This window comes from Pseudarthrobacter sp. SSS035, from assembly GCF_023273875.1.
In the GTDB taxonomy this organism is placed as follows: domain Bacteria; phylum Actinomycetota; class Actinomycetes; order Actinomycetales; family Micrococcaceae; genus Arthrobacter.
Window position 1 is genome coordinate 2885616 of sequence record NZ_CP096882.1, and the last position, 19198, is coordinate 2904813.

Consider the following 19198-nt stretch of genomic DNA (forward strand, 5'->3'; position numbering starts at 1 on the left):
CCCGTTAGGGTGTGGATGCGGCTCGTTGGTACTACTGCCCGTAGGGGTTGCCAGGCGTGGTGCCCGGGGCGCCGTACGGGTTAGCGAACGGCTGCTGCTTGCGGAAGTACGGGGCCGCGGCCGGCAGGTAGAGCAGCACGATAGCTGCGATCCCGGCCAGCGTCCCCACGGTTCCGAGGCTCGGTGGTCCGAAGAGGCCGAAAATGGACAGTGCCGCGAAAACGGTGCCGAGGATGCGGGCCCAGTTCTTGCCCTTTCGGACGAAGAACGCCACCAGCGCGTACAACCCAGCGCCGATGATGGCGAAGACCACGAGCGATCCGGCGAGGACACCCTTGAAATCGTCGAAGGCAAACTCCGTGCCGGTAGCGCCACCGCTGCGCATGGCGTCTTCGAAGGCGCGGCGCATCGCCGGGTCATCGAGCATGCCAATGCCCATCAGCAGGCTGATGACATACACAGCACCCGCGCCGATCAGCAGCCAGAACGAGATGTTGACCAGCTGGGGAATCCCGTTGGATCCCGCGGCCTGCGGCTGTTCGGACGGGTACTGCGCGTAGGGGGACTGTCCGTACGGCTGCTGGCCATAGGGCGGAGGTGTGGGCTGGCCGAACTGCGGCGGGGTGTTCTGCCCATACTGCGGGGCGTTCTGCCCGTACTGCGGCGCCGGGGGAGTCTGCTGGCCATACTGCGGGGCGTTTTGCCCGTACTGCGGCGCCGGCGGCTGGTTGCCGGGCTCGGGCTCGTTCGGGACGGGAGGCGGGACGGGCGTGCTCATGAGCGGTCCTTTGCAGGTCGGATGTCAGTTCGGCTGCTGGGTGCAGTCCAACTGGCCTGCCCCCAGTACGGCTTAGTTCCCACCGTACCCCCGGCGCGTGCCGCGGGGGATCATTCCGGAGAGGTATTCCCACAGAACTCAGCGGGGTTGCGCAAGACTGTGTTTCTACTGGATCCGGTCTACGCGCGGCCCTTGACGGAGTTGAACCAGGCCTGCGAGTTCGGCAGCCACATGAGCACCGTTGCCGCGGCGCTGATGAGGAAGCCCAGCCAGTTGTTGCCGATGCCTTGGCCCATGCCGCCGCCGCCCACGCTGCCGCCAAGCACGGCGAGCACCAGCGAAACGCCGGCCACGATGGTGAGCGCAAGTCTTGCCCATTCCTTGCCCTCCTTCATCTTCAGGACCAGGACAATCTGGGCCGCCGCCAGGGCCAGTGCCACCAGGACCAGAAGGAGGATCACCGCAGCCAATCCGGGCGCCACGGTGAACATTGCAAGGGTGACAAGCCCTCCGAACAGGCCGCCCAACACACCCAGCATGCCGCCGATGAGCCAGATCCAGTACGAGACCTTGAGCTCGGTGGGCAGCCCGGTCACGCTGAACATGCCGGAGAACCCGGCCTTGGGCATAACGTCGTTGAAGTTGCGGGGGCCGTCGGTTGGCATCTCAAAGCGGAAGCCGCCCGGCTGGCCCGGCTGGTTGTATGGCTGGCCGGGCTGGTTGTATGGCTGGCCGGGCTGCGGGTAGGCCTGTCCCGGCTGGGGATAAGTCGGGCCCGGCTGCGGGTAGGCCTGCGGCGGCTGGTAGCCCGCCGGCGGAACACTGCCGGCAGGGGGAACGTTAGTGACAGGCGGCTGAGAGATAGGCGGCTGGGCGCCGGGCGGCTGGGCGCCGGGCTGCTGGGGCTGCTGTGGCTGCGGTACTTCACTGTTGCTCATGGGTCTCACTGTAGACCGCGTGTCCGCCTGTATCTAGGGGATTAAACAAAGCGCCCCGGCCGCCAGATTCCGGGGAAGTGGCGGCCGGGGTGCTTCGGGAGAAAAGCTAGGCTGCGGGCGCGATGAACGCGAGCTCCAGATTGACGGCAACCTTATCGCTGACCAGCACGCCGCCGGCTTCCAGGACAGCGTTCCAGGTCAGGCCGAAGTCCTTGCGGCTGATGGTGGTTTCGGCGGAGACGCCGGCGCGGGTCAGGCCGAACGGGTCCACGGCCACGCCGTTGAACTCGGTCTCGAGGGCAACGGCGCGGGTGACGCCCTTGATAGTGAGGTCCCCGGTCAGCTCGTAGCTGTTGCCCTTGGCCACGAGGCCGTTGGAGACAAAGGAGATTTCCGGGAAGGTCTCGACGTCGAAGAAGTCTTCGCCGCGGACGTGGCCGTCGCGGTTGACATCGCCGGAGTCGAAGCTGGCGGTCTGGATGGTGGCGCTGATCTTGGAATCGGCCACGTTGTCGGCGAGGTCCAGGGTTGCCGCGGCATCCTTGAACTGGCCGCGGACCTTGCTGATGCCTGCGTGCCGGACGGTGAAGGCGATCTCGCTGTGCGAGTTGTCGAGGGTCCAGGTGCCGGTGGTGACGTCTGCGGGAAGAGCCATGGTGTTTCTCCTTGGGTTTGTCGGGTGGTGCTTCCGGATAGCTTGACGCTTCATCTGTTGAATCATCAACTATCCGCTGCATCCAGTATAAACATGCGTTTGCATGTTTTGTTCCCGGTTCCGGAACATTTTTCCAAAAATTTGAGTTCTACTGGATGTAGAAGATTTCGGATCGCACGCCATCTTTGAGAAACTGGTAAACATGCCCCAATCCACTGTCCATCTGCTCCGCCACGGCGAGGTCCACAATCCTGACCGCGTTCTGTACGGCAGGCTGCCCGAATTCCACCTCTCCGAGCTAGGCCGGGAAATGGCGCAGATGCTCGCCGAACACTTCGCCGAACGTGCCGCGCGCGGGGCCAGGATCGTCTATCTTGCGGCGTCGCCGCTGGTCAGGGCGCAGGAAACAGCGGCCCCCACGGCAGAGGCGCTTGGTCTGGAACTCCACACGGACAGCCGCATCATTGAAGCGGAAAACTACTTCCAGGGCATGAAGGTCACCAAGGCCGAGCTCCGGAAGCCCAAGCACTGGCCCCACCTGGTCAACCCGTTCCGGCCGTCCTGGGGCGAACCGTACAAGGCGCAGGCCGCGCGCGTTATGTCAGCTGTTGAGGACGCCCGGCTCCGGGCCATCGAACTGGCCGCCGGCGACTACGGAACCGGCGGCCCGGAAGCCATCATGGTCAGCCACCAGCTCCCCATCTGGGCCACCCGCCTCAGCGCCGAAGGCAGGCCGCTGTGGCATGACCCGCGCAAACGCGAGTGCACGCTGACGTCCATCACCTCCCTGGTGTTCGACGACGACGGCTCGCTCCTGCGCGTTGAGTACAGTGAGCCCGCTGCCGTACTTCTTCCCGGTGCCGCCAGCACCCCCGGAGCCTGACATGGCTGACCCTCGCGCAACATCCCGCGCAATTTCAGGCACGGCGTCCCGCCGTGCCGTTCTCGCGGCCGGCGGCGCCGCCCTGACCGCCCTGACCCTGGGGCTGTCCGCCTGTGCGCAGGAAGACGCCCTCGCCAAGCAGGCCAAGGCCGGCGACAACAAGAACTACGTGGCCGGGGACGGCTCGGTGACCGAGTTCACCGCGGCGGACCGCAAGGCCGCCGTCGCGATTAACGGCACGCTGTTCAACGGCACCCAGATAGCCCCAGCGGACTTCCAGGGCAAGGTGACCGTCCTGAACTTCTGGTTCGCCGCCTGCGCACCCTGCCGCGTTGAAGCACCCATCTTGGAAGAGCTGCACCAGGACTTCAAGGACCAGGGCGTGCAGTTCTTTGGCGTCAACCTCCGCGATGAAAAAGGCACCGCAGAGGCCTTCGACAAGACCTTCAACCTGACCTACCCCAGCTTCGACGACAAGAACGGCGGCGTGCTCCTGGCCGTCTCCGGGCTGGTCCCGCCGGGTGCGGTCCCCACCACTCTTGTCCTGGACAAGCAGGGCCGCGTTGCCTCCCGCGTGCTGGGCGAAATCCAGAAGGGCACCCTCAAAGCCCTCATCACCGCCGCCGTGGCAGAGTAGCGGCGGCCCCGGACCGTGAACAGCCCTTTCGCCGAAACCATCCTGAACGGCTCGCTCCTGCTTGCCATCCCGGTGGCGCTGCTCGCCGGTCTGGTGTCCTTCCTGTCGCCGTGCGTGCTGCCCCTGGTGCCCGGCTACCTGGGCTACGTCACCGGCTTGAGCGGCGTGGACCTGGAGAAGCAGAAGCGCGGCCGGATGCTGGCGGGCATCGGGCTTTTTGTGCTGGGGTTCTCGGTGATTTTCGTGCTTCTGGGCGGCGCGTTCGGCCAGCTCGGCACCCTGATCACCGGCTCGCAGAATGCCTGGATCACCCAGCTGCTGGGGCTCCTGGTCATCCTCATGGGCGTGGTATTTATGGGCGGTTTCGGCTGGCTGCAGCGTGATGCGAAGATCCATGCCAAGCCGCCGGCCGGCCTGTGGGGCGCGCCGTTGCTGGGCCTCACGTTCGGCCTGGGCTGGGCCCCGTGCATCGGGCCCACCTACTCTGCCGTCCAGCTCCTGAGCCTGTCCGGCGGTTCCTCCGCAGCCAAGGGTGCCTTACTGGCATTTGTCTACAGCCTGGGCCTGGGCATCCCGTTCCTGCTGATCGCCCTGGCAGTGCGGCGCGGCATGGGCGTGATGTCCTTCTTCCGCACGCACCGCCTGGCCATCCAGCGGATCGGCGGCGGGATCCTGGTGGTGCTGGGCCTGCTGATGGCCAGCGGCGTCTGGGGCACCTGGGTCACCGAGTTGCAGTACTGGTTCCAAACCGATGTGAAGTTGCCGATCTGATGAGCGAGCGCGTGAAAGCAAACAAAAAGTCCCCGGCACCCGTTGCCGCCGCCAAAACTGAGGCGGCGCTGCCAGTCCTGGGGCCGGTGGAGATGCTGCGTTGGGCCTGGACCCAGCTGACCAGCATGCGCACGGCGCTGTTCCTGCTGCTGCTCCTGGCCGTCGCCGCGGTGCCCGGATCGCTGTTCCCGCAGCGCCCGGCCAACCCGTCCATCGTGACGCAGTACATCAAGGACAACCCGGACTACGGGAAGCTGCTGGATATCCTGCAACTCTACGACGTCTACTCCTCGGCCTGGTTCTCGGCCATCTACATCCTGCTGTTCATCTCGCTGATCGGCTGTGTGGTCCCGCGCGCCATCGCCCACTACAAGGCGATGCGCTCCCAGCCGCCGCGGACCCCCAAACGTCTCTCCCGCCTTCCCGAGTACGGCACACTGGTGGTTCCCGCCGACGCCGGCCTCCCGGCGTCGGACGCCATCCGCAGCGCCGCCGGGGTGCTGAAGAAGCGCGGCTACCGCGTTGAAGTGAGGGACGACGGCGCGCGGCCGTCTTTGGGTGCCGAGCGCGGCTTTGCCAAGGAAGTGGGGAACCTGGTGTTCCACACGTCGCTGATCGGCGTGCTGGTTTCGGTGGCCGTGGGCGGCCTGTTCGGCTACAGCGGCCAGCGCATCCTGGTGGAGGGCGACACCTTCGTGAACACCCTGGTGGGCTACGACCAGTTCACCCCCGGCACCAACTTCCAGTCCAGCCAGCTGCAGCCGTATTCCATTCAGCTGGACAAATTCGACGTCTTGTTTGACCGCGAATCACCGGGCAAAATCGGTCAGCCCATCGACTTCAACGCCGAAGTCACCACCCGGGAAACCCCGGACTCGCCCGCCAAGCAGGAAGTCCTGAAGGTCAACGATCCCGTGACCCTGGGCGGCACCAGCATCTACCTCACCGGCAACGGCTACGCGCCCGTGGTGACCATCCGTGACGGCGCCGGCAACGTGGCCATGCAGGGTCCCGTGGTGGCCAAGCTCCAGGGCGACAACTACTACTCGTCCCTGGTGATCAAGGTCCCCGACGCCCGGCCCGACCAGCTGGGCTTCGTGGGGTTCTTCCTGCCCACGGCGTTTATCACCGAGGAGGGCGTGTCCTTCAGCGGCGATCCGGACCTGTTCAACCCGCAGCTGACCCTGAACTCCTACTTCGGGGACCTGGGCCTGGACGCCGGCTCGCCGCAGAACGTCTTTGAACTCGACGTCAGTGACCTCACGCCGCTGAACGCCCGCAACCTGGACGCCGGCGGCATCACCCTGGCTCCGGGCAGCACCTACACCCTGCCGGACGGCAAGGGCAGCATCAGCTTTGACAGCGTCAAGCGGTACGTGGGCGTGGACATCCACCACAACCCGGGCCAGCTCTACGCCCTAATTTTCGCGCTGCTGGCCGTGGGCGGCCTGATCGTCTCGCTCTACGTCAACCGGCGCCGCGTCTGGGTGCGGACCGGGACCCACGAGGACGGCCGCACCATGGTGGAGTACGGCCTGCTTGCCCGCGGTGAGGACCACCGGCTCGCCGCGGAAGCGGTTGCCGTCAGGAAGCTGCTGTCCGAAGAGTGGCAGCTTGCGGATTCCGATTCCGGCGAATCTGCTGACGGTTCCGATTCCAGCGTCACCCAGCAAACTCCCAGCCGCCAGGGCGATAATGGCGCAGACTCTGTCACCACCCCAGCGGGCCCCACCGGGCCGAAAAAGGACCAGTAATGCCGTTCGCCATCAACGAAACCATGGGCCAGTACAGCGAGCTGTTTATGCTGCTCGCCGCCGGCACGTACACCGTGGCCTTCATCGCCTTCGCCTGGGACCTCGCGAAGAGCAGCAAGGCGCTGCGCGCCATTGACCTGAAGGCGGCCGAGGTTGCCGGGACCAAGGTGCCCGCGATGGCCGGCGCCGGTGCGTCTGCTGGTTCTGCCGCGGCAGCCGGCAATGTGGCAGCGGACAGGGTGGACTCGCACCTGGCCGGACCTGTGGGCCGGGCCGAGCGGCCGTCGTCGTCCGTGGCCAAGCGGGGCGGCGACGCTTCCGGGGCAGGGCAGACGGCCGACGCCGATATGCGCTATGCGGCGGAACGCCGCGTTCCGGCGCGGGTCGCCGTTGCCCTCACCGTCCTCGGCGTGCTGATCCATGCCGCCGGCGTCATCACGCGTGCCGTGGGTGCAGGCCGGGTGCCGTGGGGCAACATGTACGAGTTCCTGACCACCGGCGCCTTTGTGGCCGTGGCGGTTTTCCTGCTGGTGCTGATCCGCCGCGACCTGCGGTTCCTGGGCACGTTTGTGGTGGGCCTGGCCATCATCATGCTGGTGGCCGCCTCGGTTGCTTACTGGACCCCCGTGGGCCACCTGGTCCCTGCGCTGCAGAGCTACTGGCTGATCATCCACGTCTCCATCGCGGTGCTCTCCTCCGCGCTCTTCACCCTCACGTTCGCCATGTCCGCCCTGCAACTCGTGCAGTCCCACCGGCAAAAGACGGTGGCAGCCGGTGGTGCGGACAAGCTTGGTTTTATGCGCCTGGTTCCGTCGGCACTGAGCCTGGAAAACCTGTCCTACCGCATCAACGCCATCGCCTTCATCGGCTGGACCTTCACCCTCATGTTCGGTGCCATCTGGGCTGAAAAAGCCTGGGGCCGGTTCTGGGGCTGGGACACCAAAGAAGTCTGGACGTTCGTGATCTGGGTGGTCTACGCGGGCTACCTGCACGCCCGCGCCACGCGTGGCTGGACCGGCACCCGCGCCGCGTGGCTGTCGATCGTCGGCTACCTCTGCGTGGTCTTCAATTTCACCATCGTCAACCAGTTCTTTAACGGTCTGCACTCCTATTCGGGCCTCTGAACTGGGGTTTCTCCGGCTCGCCTTGGCAACAGTGCACTGATACGCCAATCGATGTATGAATAAGGGTGTTGCCCCGCAGACGGTGATGCTACCTTGGTGGGAGTTGTCAGTGATGAAGCTCGCAGACAGCTAGTTGCGTTTTTGCCGAGGTGCCCATGAACTATGTCCTCGCCGTTGACGTCGGGACCAGTTTCACCGCCGCCGCCATAGTCCGAATTGATCACGATGCTTCACGCGTTCCGGAGAGCCTGCCGCTGGGGCTCCGCGGAACGGCTGTGCCTTCGGTGGTCTACTACCCCGAGGAAGGCCCCATCCTGGTGGGGGAGGCGGCCGAGCGCCGCGGCCTTGACACCCCGGAGCGCGTGGTGCGGGAGTTCAAAAGGCGGGTCGGAGACGACGTCCCCATTGCCGTCGGCACGCTTTCCCTCCCAGCTGAGGACGTCTTCGCCACTATGGCCCGATGGGTCGCAGACCGGGCTGAAGAACGCGAGGGAGCCCCGCCGTCGGACATTATCCTTTCCCACCCTGCCTCCTGGGGTGTGCACAGAACGCAGCTCATCCTCGCTGCCCTGGCCTCAAAAGACCTGACCAAGGTCACGCTGATCAGCGAACCGGAAGCAGCGGCGCTGCACTACGCCGCCCAGGTGCGGGTGGAGGCTGGCAGTACCATCGCCGTCTACGACCTCGGTGGCGGGACCTTTGACACCGCCGTCCTGAAGAAAACGGACGCCGGCCACTTTGAACTGCTGGGCCGGCCCGAAGGGATCGAGGGGCTGGGCGGCGCCGACTTCGACGCAGCCGTCCTGCGGTACGTTGCCGATCACGCCGGGCAGGGCCTGGCCGATCTTGACCCGTCGGCGCCCGGCGCCCTGGCGGCCCTGTCGCGCCTGCGGCGGGAGTGTGTGGAAGCCAAGGAGGCGCTGTCCGCGGACAGCGAGGCGAGCATTTCGGTGCTGCTGCCGGGAATCCAGCAGCAGGTGCGGCTGGTCCGGTCCGACTTCGAGGCGATGATCAGCGAGCCCATCCGGGAAACAGTGGACGCCCTGGAGCGTTCCCTGCAGGACCTGGGACTCACGCCGGACGACCTATCCGCGGTGCTTCTCATCGGCGGCTCATCGCGCATTCCTCTGGTGGCACAGCTGATTTCGGAGCAGCTGGACCGGCCGATCGCCGTGGACGCCGATCCGAAGTCATCCATCTGCCTCGGCGCGGCGGTTGCCGCTCTCCGTGCCCAGCCGGAGGGGGCCGCGCAGCCCGCTGCCCTGACCGCACCGCTGGCTGACGCCGTCGTGCTCACGCAGGCTGACGGGCATCATGGAACTGCTGGCCGACGAGCCAGCTGGTCCCGGCATGCCGACGCCGGTGCTGCAGCACTCGCCGTCGGCGCCCATGCCGCCGGCGCCCATGCTCCTGGGCGCAAGGGCGGCGCGCACGGGCCACGTCCGACCGTGCGGCTGACTGCGGTAGCAGCGGTAGTGGCGCTCTTCACCGGGCTGACAGCGACTGCAGCCCAGAGCCCGGACGGACTCGGCAGCCTCTCGGCGATGCTCGCCCCGCCGGCAGATGCGGCGAAGGACACCCCAAGCGCTGCTCCTCCTGACGGAACCGGCGGACCTGGCTCCGGTGGCCCCGCGGCAGGAGCAGGCGCGGCGCAGCTACCCGTGCAGGGGATTGAAGCCAGCGCTCAGCTGCAGGACAGCGGCGCGCCGGCCGGTTCCACGGGACTGGACATTGTTGCCTCGTCCACCAGCAGGCCACTTACCGAAGCAGTCCAGCCAGCCGCCGGCGGGGCCGCTGCCGGGACGGGCACGTCTGGTGAGCCTGCACAGGGTTCCGGAGGCTCCACCCCGGGTCCGGTGACCAACCCGACGACAGAACCGGCGCCGGGCCCGGTCCCATTGCCCGTCGATCCTGTACCTGATCCGACCACTGACCCGGCCCCGGATCCCACGACCGATCCGGCTCCGGATCCGACCACCGACCCTGCGCCGGATCCGACCACTGATCCGACCACTGACCCGGCGCCGGATCCGACCACCGACCCTGCGCCGGATCCGACCACTGACCCGGCTCCCGATCCGACCACCGACCCGGCTCCCGAGCCGTCGTCGGCACCTGCGCCGGAGCCCGATCCGACAACGGCCTCTGCGCCGGTGCCCGACCCGTTCGCGGAACCGTCCCCCACCACGGATCCTGTTCCAACCACCGAACCGGCGGTCTGAGGCATGGCCGCCGATCATACGCAGCCCGAACGGGAACTGCACGAGGCAGGGACCTCGGCTCCCGCCGGAGCCGCTGACATGGCGCAGCAGTTGCGGGGCGAGAATGCGGCAGTCCGTGAACTCCTGCTGGCGCTGTCCGTGGGGTTCACCTTGCCCGGTCCGCTGCCCGGTGAGCTGGCGCACAAGCTGGAAAGCCCGGACAGTCCGGGCCTGGACGGCGTGGTAAACCGCGCCGAGGCCTCGGGCCTGCTGCTTGCCGACGGGACCGTCGTCGGCCCCGCGCAACACGCGCTCCTGAACGGCACCCCCACAGCCCGTGTGCATGCATTGCAGCGGGAACTCGTCGGTTTTGTTTCGGCCGAGGGCCGGCCCTTCGGCGACCTTGCCCGCGAGCTGGCGAGGGGCGGACTGTCGGACCCGAGGGTCGCCGACGAACTCGAAGCCATAGCGGACAAAGCGCTGCCGCACAACCCCGGTCTGGCCGCCCAGCTGTACAGCGAAGCGCTGCTGGCAGGGGCGAACGAACTGCGCATCGCTGCCCGCCGCGCCCAGGCCGCAGCCGCCACGGGCGACCTCGACGCCGCCGGCCGGATTATTGACGGGCTCCTGGTGAGCTCTGATCCGCCGGATGTCAGACTTGGCGTGGATGTTGCTGCTTCCGTCTGGGCACAGCGCGGGCTGCTGGTCCGCAGTGCCGACCTCTATGCCTGGCTTGGTCCGGCGAACATGGGCCGGTCCGCCCCGCTTGCCGCGGTGGCCATGATCGGCAGCGGCGACCGGGCAGGCGCGGAAGAGGCCTTTCCCGCCGGGTCGGCACCGGTGTCGCCCACCTTACTGGCGGTGGCGCTTACGCAAACGGGCAAAGGCGTGATGGAGTCGATGGAGCGGGATCCACACAAGGGCCTTCCCCTGCTGATCCATGCTTCGGACATGCTCAACGCGTCCGGTTCAGCGCTGCCCCTTCCGGACACCCCTGGAGCGTTGGCCGCGTTACTGGCCCTCCACAGCGGTGAATCCCACGTCGCGGACACCATCATCCGCTCCGCCGTCGCAGCCAGACAGGGCGGTGACGCCGCCAAGCCACGGCTCCACCTCTTGCAGGCGTGGTCGGCCATGCAGCAGGACGATGCTGGCGAAGCACGGCTAGCCATCAACGAAGCCTCCAAAGCCAACCACTGGCCGCTGGTGCCCAGGGACGAGTTCCTGTGCGCGGCCCTGGAAGTGGGCCTTGCGCGGCGCAGCGGCGACGTCCATGACCTGGTGATGGCCTGGGAGCGCGCCCGCGAAGCGATGCTGCACTCCGCCGTCGACCTTTACAGCCTGCTGCCGTGGGGCGAACTGATGATTGCTGCCGCCCGGTTGCGGGAGACACGGCGCGTCGCGCACTATCTGGATGAAGCGTGGGCTCTGCTGACCAAGCTGGGGGAGCCGCCCCTGTGGGCCGTTCCGCTTCACTGGGCGGCGGTCCAGGCTGCCCTGCTGAACAAGAGCCCGGCCGACCTTGCCCCGCACGCAGCAGCGCTGGTGCGGGCCTCGGAATACAGTCACATGGCCGCTGTGTTCGCCGCCGCAGGCAAGGCCTGGGTCAGCGTCCTCGCCGGCCGGTTCCAGGCGACGGATGTGGAGAACGCAGCCCGGGGACTGAAAGCGGTGGGCATGCCATGGGAAGGGGCCCGGCTGGCAGGACATGCGGCCGCGCAGGCAGACGAGCGCAGGGACATGGTGCGGCTCCTTGCCTGCGCCAGGGACCTCCACCCGCAGGGCGGACCCACCGGGCCGCCCGACGGGCTGTCACCGGAAGTACGCCGCAGCGCCGCCGAGAACAACCATGGCGCGCACCCTGACGCCTCGGGCCTCAGCGAACGCGAAAAGGAAGTGGCGCGGTTGGTCCTGGAAGGGAAGACGTACCGGGAAATCGGCGAAGCCATCTACATTTCCCCCCGGACCGCTGAACATCACATTGCCAGGATGCGGCGGAGGCTTGGGGCCGAAAACCGCTCCGATCTGCTGGTGCGCCTGAGGCTGGCGCTAAGTGCAGATCATCAGGGCCCGGACTGAGCCCTGCTGCCCCTAGCCACGAAACAGGCAAACCCCTAATGCGGGGCATCCGGGTACGGGGACACAACCCGATGCCCGGCCCCTACGAAGGACCTTAGGTTTGATTTAAGCCCGGCACCGAGGCCTGGCGATCCACAACTCCGAGAAGATTTGAGGACCATCCAATGCCTACACTCGCAAACCAGCTCGTCCAGTTCCTGATGGGCCTGTTCAACAACCCCGCCGCTGCACAGGAGTTCCTGAACGATCCGGAGCGTTCACTCGAGGGTGCCGGCCTGCGCGAAATCTGCTCCGCCGATGTTGACGCCGCTATGCCGGTTGTCCTGGACTACGCACCCATCACTGTCAACGCTTCTTCCTTCGACCGGGAGTACAACACCGGCGGGAACACCTCGTGGACCGGCGGCAACGGCGGCGCCGGCCACACCCCGCCTCCTGCAGGCGGCGGCGCAGGACACATCCCGGGGCACGACCACCATGACGACCACGCCCACGCCGTCCAGCAGCTGCACCACGTGGTGAACAACTACTCCTACACCTCAACGGTGGATGACCGGGACACGATCACGGACCAGTCGGTCAACCAGAACATCTGGGCCGACGGCGACGTGAACCAGTGGTTCGACAACGAGGCTGTCATCGCATCCGGCGATCAGGCCCTGGCTGCCGGCGACGACAACAACGTCCGGGACTCCTACAACACCACCGACTCCTACAACACGGACAACACCACGGACAATTCCACGGACAACTCGATCACCGCCGGCGGCGACGTCAACATCGGCAACAGCGATCTGGATGTGGCCGATTCGTTCAACACCGACGTTGACCTTGATGTCGCTGATTCGTTCAACGACAACTCGGACAACTCCGATAACTCCGATAATTCGGACAACTCGGATAACTCCGTGGATAACTCGGAAGACAACTCGGTGACGATTGAGGATTCCTTCCAGGACAACTCCGCTAACTCCACCGAGGACAACACCGTCGAAGTCAACGACAACTCGGACAACTCCATCGAAGACAACTCCACAAACACCGATGTTGCGATTGAGGATTCCTTCCAGGACAACTCGGATAACACCACCAACACCGAGGTTGTGGTTGAGGACTCCTTCAACGACAACTCGCAGGCGGAGACCACCGAGGTGGCGGTGGTTGATTCCTTCAACCCGGTTGAGGTTGTGGTTGAGGATTCTTTCCAGGACAACTCCACCGAAGACAACTCGACGAACACTGACGTGGCTGTGGAGACCGACGTCACGGTCGAAGATTCGGAGATCAGCCTATAAACATCAAGTTCCGGGTACCGGGAGCGCCCGGCAGGAGGCCATCGACCTCCTGCCGGGCTCTTCGCGGATTATCCCCCGCCCCACCCGCACCCCTGCTGCAAAGGACAGATCATGGCTGAATCGCAACGACCGGGAGGCCCTGGACGTGCGCCGGTGCCGATGAACGCCGGCCAGCTGGCGTTGCTGGTGGAGCAGGGCATCGAGCTGGTGGGGACAGGGGACCGCGCGGACCTGAGGAAACGCCTGGACCAGACCCTGCGCCGGCTGAAGGATCCGAGTATCCGCGTGATCGTGGTGGGGGAATTCAAGCAAGGAAAAAGCAAACTTATCAACGCCCTGGTGAACGCCCCGGTGTGCCCTGTCGACGACGACATCGCCACTTCGGTGCCCACCGTGGTCCGCCACGGGGAACCCGCGTCCGCCGCCATCCTGCTGCCCAAAGCCGGCACAGAGCCCGGCGACGACGCCGCGCTGGAGCGGCAGCCCATCAACATAGCGGATCTGGCGGCTTACGTTTCCGAGCGGGGCAACCCCGGAAACGTTAAGAAGCTGGTAGCGGCCGAAGTTTTTCTGCCCCGCAAGGTCCTGGGCGGCGGGCTGACGGTCATCGATTCGCCCGGTGTGGGGGGACTGGGCTCCTCGCACACATTGACCACCCTCACAGCCTTGCCCACAGCGGACGCCATGCTGCTGGTTTCAGATGCCTCGCAGGAATACACCGAGCCTGAAATGCGGTTCCTGCGCCAGGCCATGCGGATCACCCCGAGCGTTGCGGGCATCCTGTCCAAAACGGACCTGTATCCGGACTGGCGGCGTGTGGAGGCCATGGACCGTGCCCAGCTCGCACAGGTGGCGCCGGACATCCCGCTGTTCGCGGTTTCCTCGGATCTCCGGCTGGAGGCTGCACGCCTGCAGGACAGCGAACTCAACGCCGAGTCGGGTTTCCCCGTACTGATCGGCCACCTCCGGAATGAAATTGTGGGCAAGGCGGAACGGCTGCAACGGCGCTCCGTCAGCCAGGACCTGCTCTCCGTCACTGAGAACCTGCGCCTGTCCCTGCGGTCCGAGCTGGGAGCGCTTGAGGATCCGGAGGGGACGCCGCGGATGATTGCAGGGCTGGAGGAGGCGAAGTCACAGGCCGATGAGCTGCGCAAACGTTCCGCCAGGTGGCAGATTACGCTCAACGACGGCATCGGCGACCTGATCGCGGACATGGAGTACGACCTCCGGGACCGCCTGCGGCGCATCCAGCGCGAAGCCGAGGCCGCTATTGACCAGGGCGATCCCGGCCCCACCTGGACCCAGTTTTCCGCGTGGCTCGAGGAGTGCGCCGCCGCCGCGATCTCGGACACGTTTGTGTGGACCAGCGAACGCGCGCAGTGGCTGGCCGCACAGGTGGCGGAGCATTTTTCAGAGGACGAAGTGGCCCTGCCGGTGCTCCACATCTCGGACACCGACGACGCGTTGGACCCGGTGGACAACATGCCAAGGCTCGACGACGGGCACATCAACCCCCTGCAGAAGGTCCTGATCGGCATGCGCGGATCCTACGGCGGCGTGCTGATGTTCGGGCTCCTGACCGGGATTTTCGGCATGGCCCTGATCAATCCCCTGTCAGTGGGCGCGGGCCTGCTGCTGGGCCGCAAGGCGTACCGCGAGGACAAGGAAGCACGGCTGAAGCGCCGGCAGGCCGAAGCCAAGGCGCTGGTCCGCCGGCAGCTGGACGATGTCACCTTCCAGGTGGGCAAGCAGCTCAAGGACCGGCTCCGGCTGGTGCAGCGTTCAACCCGGGACCACTTCACGGAAATCGCGGACGAACACCATCGCTCCCTGGCGGATTCGGTGGCGGCGGCCCAGAAGGCAGCCACCACCTACACGCTGGAAAAGGACATCCGCATCCGCGAGATCAAGGCCGAGCTCAAGAAGGTGGACGCCCTGCACCATGCCGCCGGCCTGGTGGCCGCCGAAGTGGCCCAATCCCCGGGGCCGCAGGCCGCGCAGTCTCCGTCCGGGCGCGGCACGGCGTCGGGAAACACGGCGTCGGGAAGTCCGGCGTCGGGAAGTCCGACGACGGGCAGCCAGTCGGTGGGCAGCCAGTCGGTGGGCACGGCGCCGGTAGGTGCGGTGGGCAGATGAAGGAGTCCATCAGCGCGGGTGTGGCGGACCTGATCCAGGACGCCCTGCTTGTGTATGCGGACGACCCCGCTGCGGCTGCGGCATTGGAGACTTATGCCCGGCGGCTGTCCGAGCCCCTCAGGCTCGCGGTGGCAGGCATGATCAAGGCGGGAAAATCCACGCTGCTGAACGCCATCATCGGGGAGGAGATCGCCCCGACCGACACCGGGGAATGCACAAAGATTGTGACCTGGTACCGCTACGGGCACACGCCGCGGATCACGGCCTACCCCATTGCCGGGGAACCGCATATCCTGCCGCTGAAGCGCGTGGACGGCCGCCTGGTGTTTGTCCTGGGCAACGCCCGCGCCGAGGACATGGAACGGCTGGTGGTGGAGTGGCCCTCGCCGGCCCTGCGCGAGCTCACCTTGATAGACACCCCGGGAATTGCCTCGTTGTCCGAAGACGTCTCTGCCCGGTCCACCGATTTCCTCATCCCCGCGGACGCGCCCTCCGAGGCCGATGCCATCATCTACCTGATGCGCCACATGCACGCCTCGGACCTGCGGTTCCTCGAATCCTTCAGGGATACCGAGGCGGGTAGGTCGGGAACCGTGAATGCCCTTGCCGTGCTGTCCCGTGCCGACGAGATCGGTGCGGGCCGCATTGATTCGCTGCTCTCCGCGGGTGACATCGCTGACCGGTACCGCCGGGACCACAGCCTGCGGAAGCTGGCGTTGGGGGTGGTCCCGGTGGCCGGGCTGCTGGCGCAAAGCGCACGCAGCATGCGCCAGTCGGACTTCGAGTCCATGCAGGTCCTGGCCAGCATGGAGCGGTCGGCCCGGGAGCGGATGCTGCTCTCGGCGGACAGGTTCATCAGGGCCACTGTCCCGCAAGGCCTGGGCGCCGAAGCCCGTGCCTCCCTTCTTGAGCGGTTCGGGCTGTTTGGGATACGGCTGGGCGTGGTGCTGATTCGGAGTGGCTTCACGGAACCCACGCCGCTGGCGCATGAGCTGGCCCGGCGCAGCGGGCTGGACCCGTTGCTGCACCTTGTGGCCCGGCAGTTCCAGGCCCGCGGGGATGCCCTCAAAGCCCGCACTGCGTTGGTGGGAGTGGAAAGCTTGCTGCGCACCGCACCCAGGGAGGGGGCCGGCCGCCTGGCGGCAGCCTTGGAACGCCTTCAGGCCAACGCCCATGAGTTCCGTGAGCTCCGCCTGCTGGCCACGATCCGTACCACGGGGGTATCCCTCAGTGATGAATTGGCGGCGGAGGCTGAAATGCTGGTCGGCGGCTGGGGTGCGGCGCCCGCCCTGAGGATGGGGCTGGTTCCGGATGCCGGACCGGACGTAGTCCTGGCCGAAGCCCGCCGCTTCCTAAACCGGTGGCGGACGGTATCGGAAAACCCGCTGACGGAGCGCTCAGCCGTGGAGGCCTGCCGCGTGGTGATGCGCAGCTGTGAGGGCGTCGTGGCTGAATGCTCGGCCCTGCAGCTGCACCCGCAGTCCGCCTGAGGTCAGCCCTTATTGCCGCGTCCGTGCCGGCCTGACCTGCGCCGACTGGATCCGCGCTGCCTTGAGCCACCTGCCCGCCGACGGCATAAAAACTGCCACCAGGCCGAAGAACGCAAGGAGTAGCTGGGATCCCCAGAGCATCACAACGTAACTGCCGGCGTCGCCCTCAGGGACGAGGAAAGCCGCGGCCACCACCATGACCATTACCTGCCCGGCCAGCAGCGGGATCATCAGCCAGCGGGACCAGCCGCGGCGCGCTGAGAAAATAGCCAGCGCCGCCGCTTCAAACAGGATCACCAGCAGCAGGGCGGCCAGGCTGCCCCAGAAAACAATGGCCGCGGACGTGGTCACAGCGTCAGGTCCGCCGCCGGGGGACATCTGGTCCACCACGGTGCGGAGCCGCTCCAGGTGTGAGTCGAGGGTGAGGAAGGAGCCGATGAGTACGGCGAGGCCGGCAACGAAGCTGAGCAGCCAAAAGGTCCGTGCCAGGCGGACGCTCCGCGGTGCCGGCGGAATGACAACGATGGGCGCCGGCGCGGCGTAGGACAGCCCGGGCCGCGGCGGCGGCAGTGGGGGCGTCGCAGCCCCGGCGGATACAACTGGCTGTTGGGATTCTCCGTCGGGGTGCTGGGCCATGTTTTGCCTACTTTACGTCGCCGGTATCGTGGGTGTCCGCGTCTCCCGTGCTGGCACCGCCGGCTTCGTCGTGGCCGATCCCATCCTTGCCCCGCGTACCGGCATTGTCCTGTCCGGTGCGAGCGGGACCGCCGTCCGCCTTGGCTTTCGCCTCAAGGCCATCCTTGAGCTTCTTGAGGCGGGCAGCGTCGGCCTGGTTGCGGCGGCGCATTTCCAGGTTGCGGAGGAAATCGGGATCATCATCCGGCGCGGTGGGGTGGCTGCGCGGTTGGCGGACCGGGGCTGAGTCACGTGGACGGCCGATCAGCAGCCACAGGATGGCGCCGATCACCGGAAGGACAGTCACCACGATGAGCCAGGCCGGCTTGGAGATCCCGCGGGTGAGGCGGCGGTCAGTACGGATCACGTCCACCAGGCCATACACATAGATGACGAGTATTGCAACGGCCAGAACCACACGGAAGAGCATGGCATTAAGTCTATCGTCCGCAGGCCGGGGACGTTCAGGCAGGGCGGCTAAACTTGGACCGTGGCTTTTCTGAAATACTCCCTGATCCGGCTGGCGCTGTTTGCGCCGCTCTTTGTGCTCTTTATGTTCCTGCAGCTGGGGGCGGTGCTGTCAGTCATCTGCGCAGCGCTGATCGCGTTTGCGGTCAGCTACCTTTTCTTCCAGAAGCAGCGCGACGCCGCCGCTGCCGCCATTCACGGCCGGCTCTCCGGCAAGGCCAAGCCGCTGCGCAGTGAAAGCGAGGTGGCCGACGCCGAAGCCGAGGACAGCCTCCTGGACGCCAACCCGGATGTCACCATCCGGAACAGCGGCCCGAAGGCACCCGAAACCGGAACACCGGCCCCGAAGGCCCCCGAGTCCTAGAACCCGAGTCCTCGAGCCCGAGTCCTGGACCCCGCCCCGATTCGGCCTAGAATCCGTGGCTGAGCACCAATCCCAGTGAGAACAGCAGGCTGTAGCCGAGGTTGATCAGGCCGGTCTGCTGCAGCACGGGAATGAGGCTTTTGCGCTTGCGGCCGTTGATCATCAGCCAGGCGGGCATCAGGCAGGCCGGGATCAGCAGCAGCACGATCAGCATCCACGGCCGCCCGGGAGCCAGGATGACCACGAGCAGGATGGCCACGGCGAGCATCAGCACGTAGCTTTCGCGGGCGTGCTTGTCGCCCAGGCGCACGGCCAGGGTCTTTTTGCCGGCCTGGATGTCGGTGGGGATGTCGCGGACGTTGTTGGCCATCAGCAGGGCGCAGGCAATGAGACCCGTGCCGATCGCGCCGATAACGGCCGGCAGGTTGACCTGGCCGGCCTGCGTGTAGGTGGTGCCGAGTGTTGCCACCAGGCCGAAGAAGACAAACACAAAAACGTCGCCCAGGCCCATGTAGCCGTACGGGTTCTTGCCGCCGGTGTAGCCCCATGCGGCCATAACGCAGCCGACTCCCACCAGGATCAGCCACCAGCTCTGGGTGATCACCACCAGCGCCAGGCCGAACAGCATGGCCACGGCAAAGGCGCCGAACGCCGCATATTTGACGTGTTCCGGCTGGGCGGCGCCGGAACCCACCAGCCGCAGCGGTCCCACGCGGTCCTCGTCGGTGCCGCGGACGCCGTCGGAATAATCGTTGGCGTAGTTCACGCCGATCTGCAGCAGCAGCGCCACCAGGGCGGCCAGCACGGCATTAACGGGGCGGAACGAATCCAGCTCGTAGGCGGCGGCGGTGCCGATAAGTACCGGGGCGATGGCGGCCGGCAAAGTGCGGAGGCGGGCGCCTTGGATCCATTGTGCGGCTGTGGCCACGGTCAGTACCTCGTGTTGGGTC

General features: G+C 66.5%; 17 protein-coding genes. 11 read left to right on the plus strand and 6 right to left on the minus strand.

Features of this window, described 5'->3' with window-relative positions; translation table 11 throughout:
* Positions 1–31 precede the first annotated feature (31 nt).
* From MUN23_RS13295 to MUN23_RS13305, 3 genes are all read right to left on the minus strand, one after another.
* The gene (locus MUN23_RS13295) at positions 32–778 is read right to left on the minus strand and encodes a hypothetical protein (RefSeq protein WP_248758880.1); all 747 of its coding nucleotides are present in this window, start codon (positions 776–778) and stop codon (positions 32–34) included.
* Between the two features lie 179 nt (positions 779–957).
* Positions 958–1716: a hypothetical protein gene (locus MUN23_RS13300; RefSeq protein WP_248758881.1), complete on the minus strand. Its 759-nt coding sequence runs from the start codon at positions 1714–1716 to the stop codon at positions 958–960.
* A gap of 106 nt (positions 1717–1822) precedes the next feature.
* Positions 1823–2371: a YceI family protein gene (locus tag MUN23_RS13305; RefSeq protein WP_248758882.1), complete on the minus strand. Its 549-nt coding sequence runs from the start codon at positions 2369–2371 to the stop codon at positions 1823–1825.
* Positions 2372–2573: 202 nt separating this feature from the next.
* Between MUN23_RS13305 and MUN23_RS13310 the strand changes: the two genes are divergently transcribed.
* The 10 genes from MUN23_RS13310 (at position 2574) to MUN23_RS13355 (ending at position 16741) form a co-directional block, all read left to right on the plus strand.
* A complete protein-coding gene (locus tag MUN23_RS13310) occupies positions 2574–3254 on the plus strand; it encodes a histidine phosphatase family protein (protein ID WP_248758883.1) in 681 nt (226 codons plus the stop codon).
* Between the two features lies 1 nt (position 3255).
* Complete coding sequence (locus tag MUN23_RS13315; protein ID WP_248758885.1) at positions 3256–3891, plus strand: TlpA disulfide reductase family protein; 636 nt, start codon at positions 3256–3258, stop codon at positions 3889–3891.
* A 15-nt stretch (positions 3892–3906) separates the two neighbouring features.
* Entirely contained in the window at positions 3907–4662 is a 756-nt protein-coding gene (locus MUN23_RS13320) for a cytochrome c biogenesis CcdA family protein (RefSeq protein ID WP_058931385.1), read from the plus strand.
* Positions 4662–6416 carry a cytochrome c biogenesis protein ResB gene (locus MUN23_RS13325; RefSeq protein ID WP_248758887.1) on the plus strand — a complete coding sequence of 585 codons (1755 nt, stop codon included), beginning with the start codon at positions 4662–4664 and terminating at the stop codon, positions 6414–6416. Before MUN23_RS13320 ends, MUN23_RS13325 begins: the two co-directional genes overlap by 1 nt.
* The gene (gene ccsB / locus MUN23_RS13330; RefSeq protein ID WP_248758892.1) at positions 6416–7540 is read left to right on the plus strand and encodes a c-type cytochrome biogenesis protein CcsB; all 1125 of its coding nucleotides are present in this window, start codon (positions 6416–6418) and stop codon (positions 7538–7540) included. The genes MUN23_RS13325 and ccsB overlap by 1 nt, the downstream gene beginning before the upstream one ends.
* A 155-nt stretch (positions 7541–7695) precedes the next feature.
* Complete coding sequence (locus tag MUN23_RS13335; RefSeq protein ID WP_248758893.1) at positions 7696–9762, plus strand: Hsp70 family protein; 2067 nt, start codon at positions 7696–7698, stop codon at positions 9760–9762.
* A gap of 3 nt (positions 9763–9765) precedes the next feature.
* Entirely contained in the window at positions 9766–11820 is a 2055-nt protein-coding gene (locus MUN23_RS13340; RefSeq protein ID WP_248758894.1) for a LuxR C-terminal-related transcriptional regulator, read from the plus strand.
* Between the two features lie 164 nt (positions 11821–11984).
* Positions 11985–13115 (plus strand): IniB N-terminal domain-containing protein, encoded by a 1131-nt coding sequence (locus MUN23_RS13345; protein WP_248758895.1) that lies wholly within the window; start codon positions 11985–11987, stop codon positions 13113–13115.
* 159 nt (positions 13116–13274) lie between these two features.
* Positions 13275–15251 (plus strand): dynamin family protein, encoded by a 1977-nt coding sequence (locus MUN23_RS13350; protein WP_248764082.1) that lies wholly within the window; start codon positions 13275–13277, stop codon positions 15249–15251.
* Positions 15248–16741 (plus strand): dynamin family protein, encoded by a 1494-nt coding sequence (locus MUN23_RS13355; protein ID WP_248758897.1) that lies wholly within the window; start codon positions 15248–15250, stop codon positions 16739–16741. The genes MUN23_RS13350 and MUN23_RS13355 overlap by 4 nt, the downstream gene beginning before the upstream one ends.
* 9 nt (positions 16742–16750) lie before the next feature.
* Here the strand turns inward: MUN23_RS13355 and MUN23_RS13360 are convergent, their stop codons facing one another.
* A complete protein-coding gene (locus tag MUN23_RS13360) occupies positions 16751–17377 on the minus strand; it encodes a DUF6264 family protein (RefSeq protein WP_248758899.1) in 627 nt (208 codons plus the stop codon).
* Positions 17378–17384: 7 nt separating this feature from the next.
* Positions 17385–17846: a PLD nuclease N-terminal domain-containing protein gene (locus tag MUN23_RS13365; RefSeq protein WP_248758904.1), complete on the minus strand. Its 462-nt coding sequence runs from the start codon at positions 17844–17846 to the stop codon at positions 17385–17387.
* Positions 17847–17906: 60 nt separating this feature from the next.
* Between MUN23_RS13365 and MUN23_RS13370 the strand changes: the two genes are divergently transcribed.
* The gene (locus tag MUN23_RS13370; protein ID WP_248758906.1) at positions 17907–18248 is read left to right on the plus strand and encodes a DUF4229 domain-containing protein; all 342 of its coding nucleotides are present in this window, start codon (positions 17907–17909) and stop codon (positions 18246–18248) included.
* 46 nt (positions 18249–18294) lie between these two features.
* Here the strand turns inward: MUN23_RS13370 and MUN23_RS13375 are convergent, their stop codons facing one another.
* Positions 18295–19176 (minus strand): 1,4-dihydroxy-2-naphthoate polyprenyltransferase, encoded by an 882-nt coding sequence (locus tag MUN23_RS13375; RefSeq protein ID WP_248758909.1) that lies wholly within the window; start codon positions 19174–19176, stop codon positions 18295–18297.
* Positions 19177–19198: the final 22 nt, after the last annotated feature.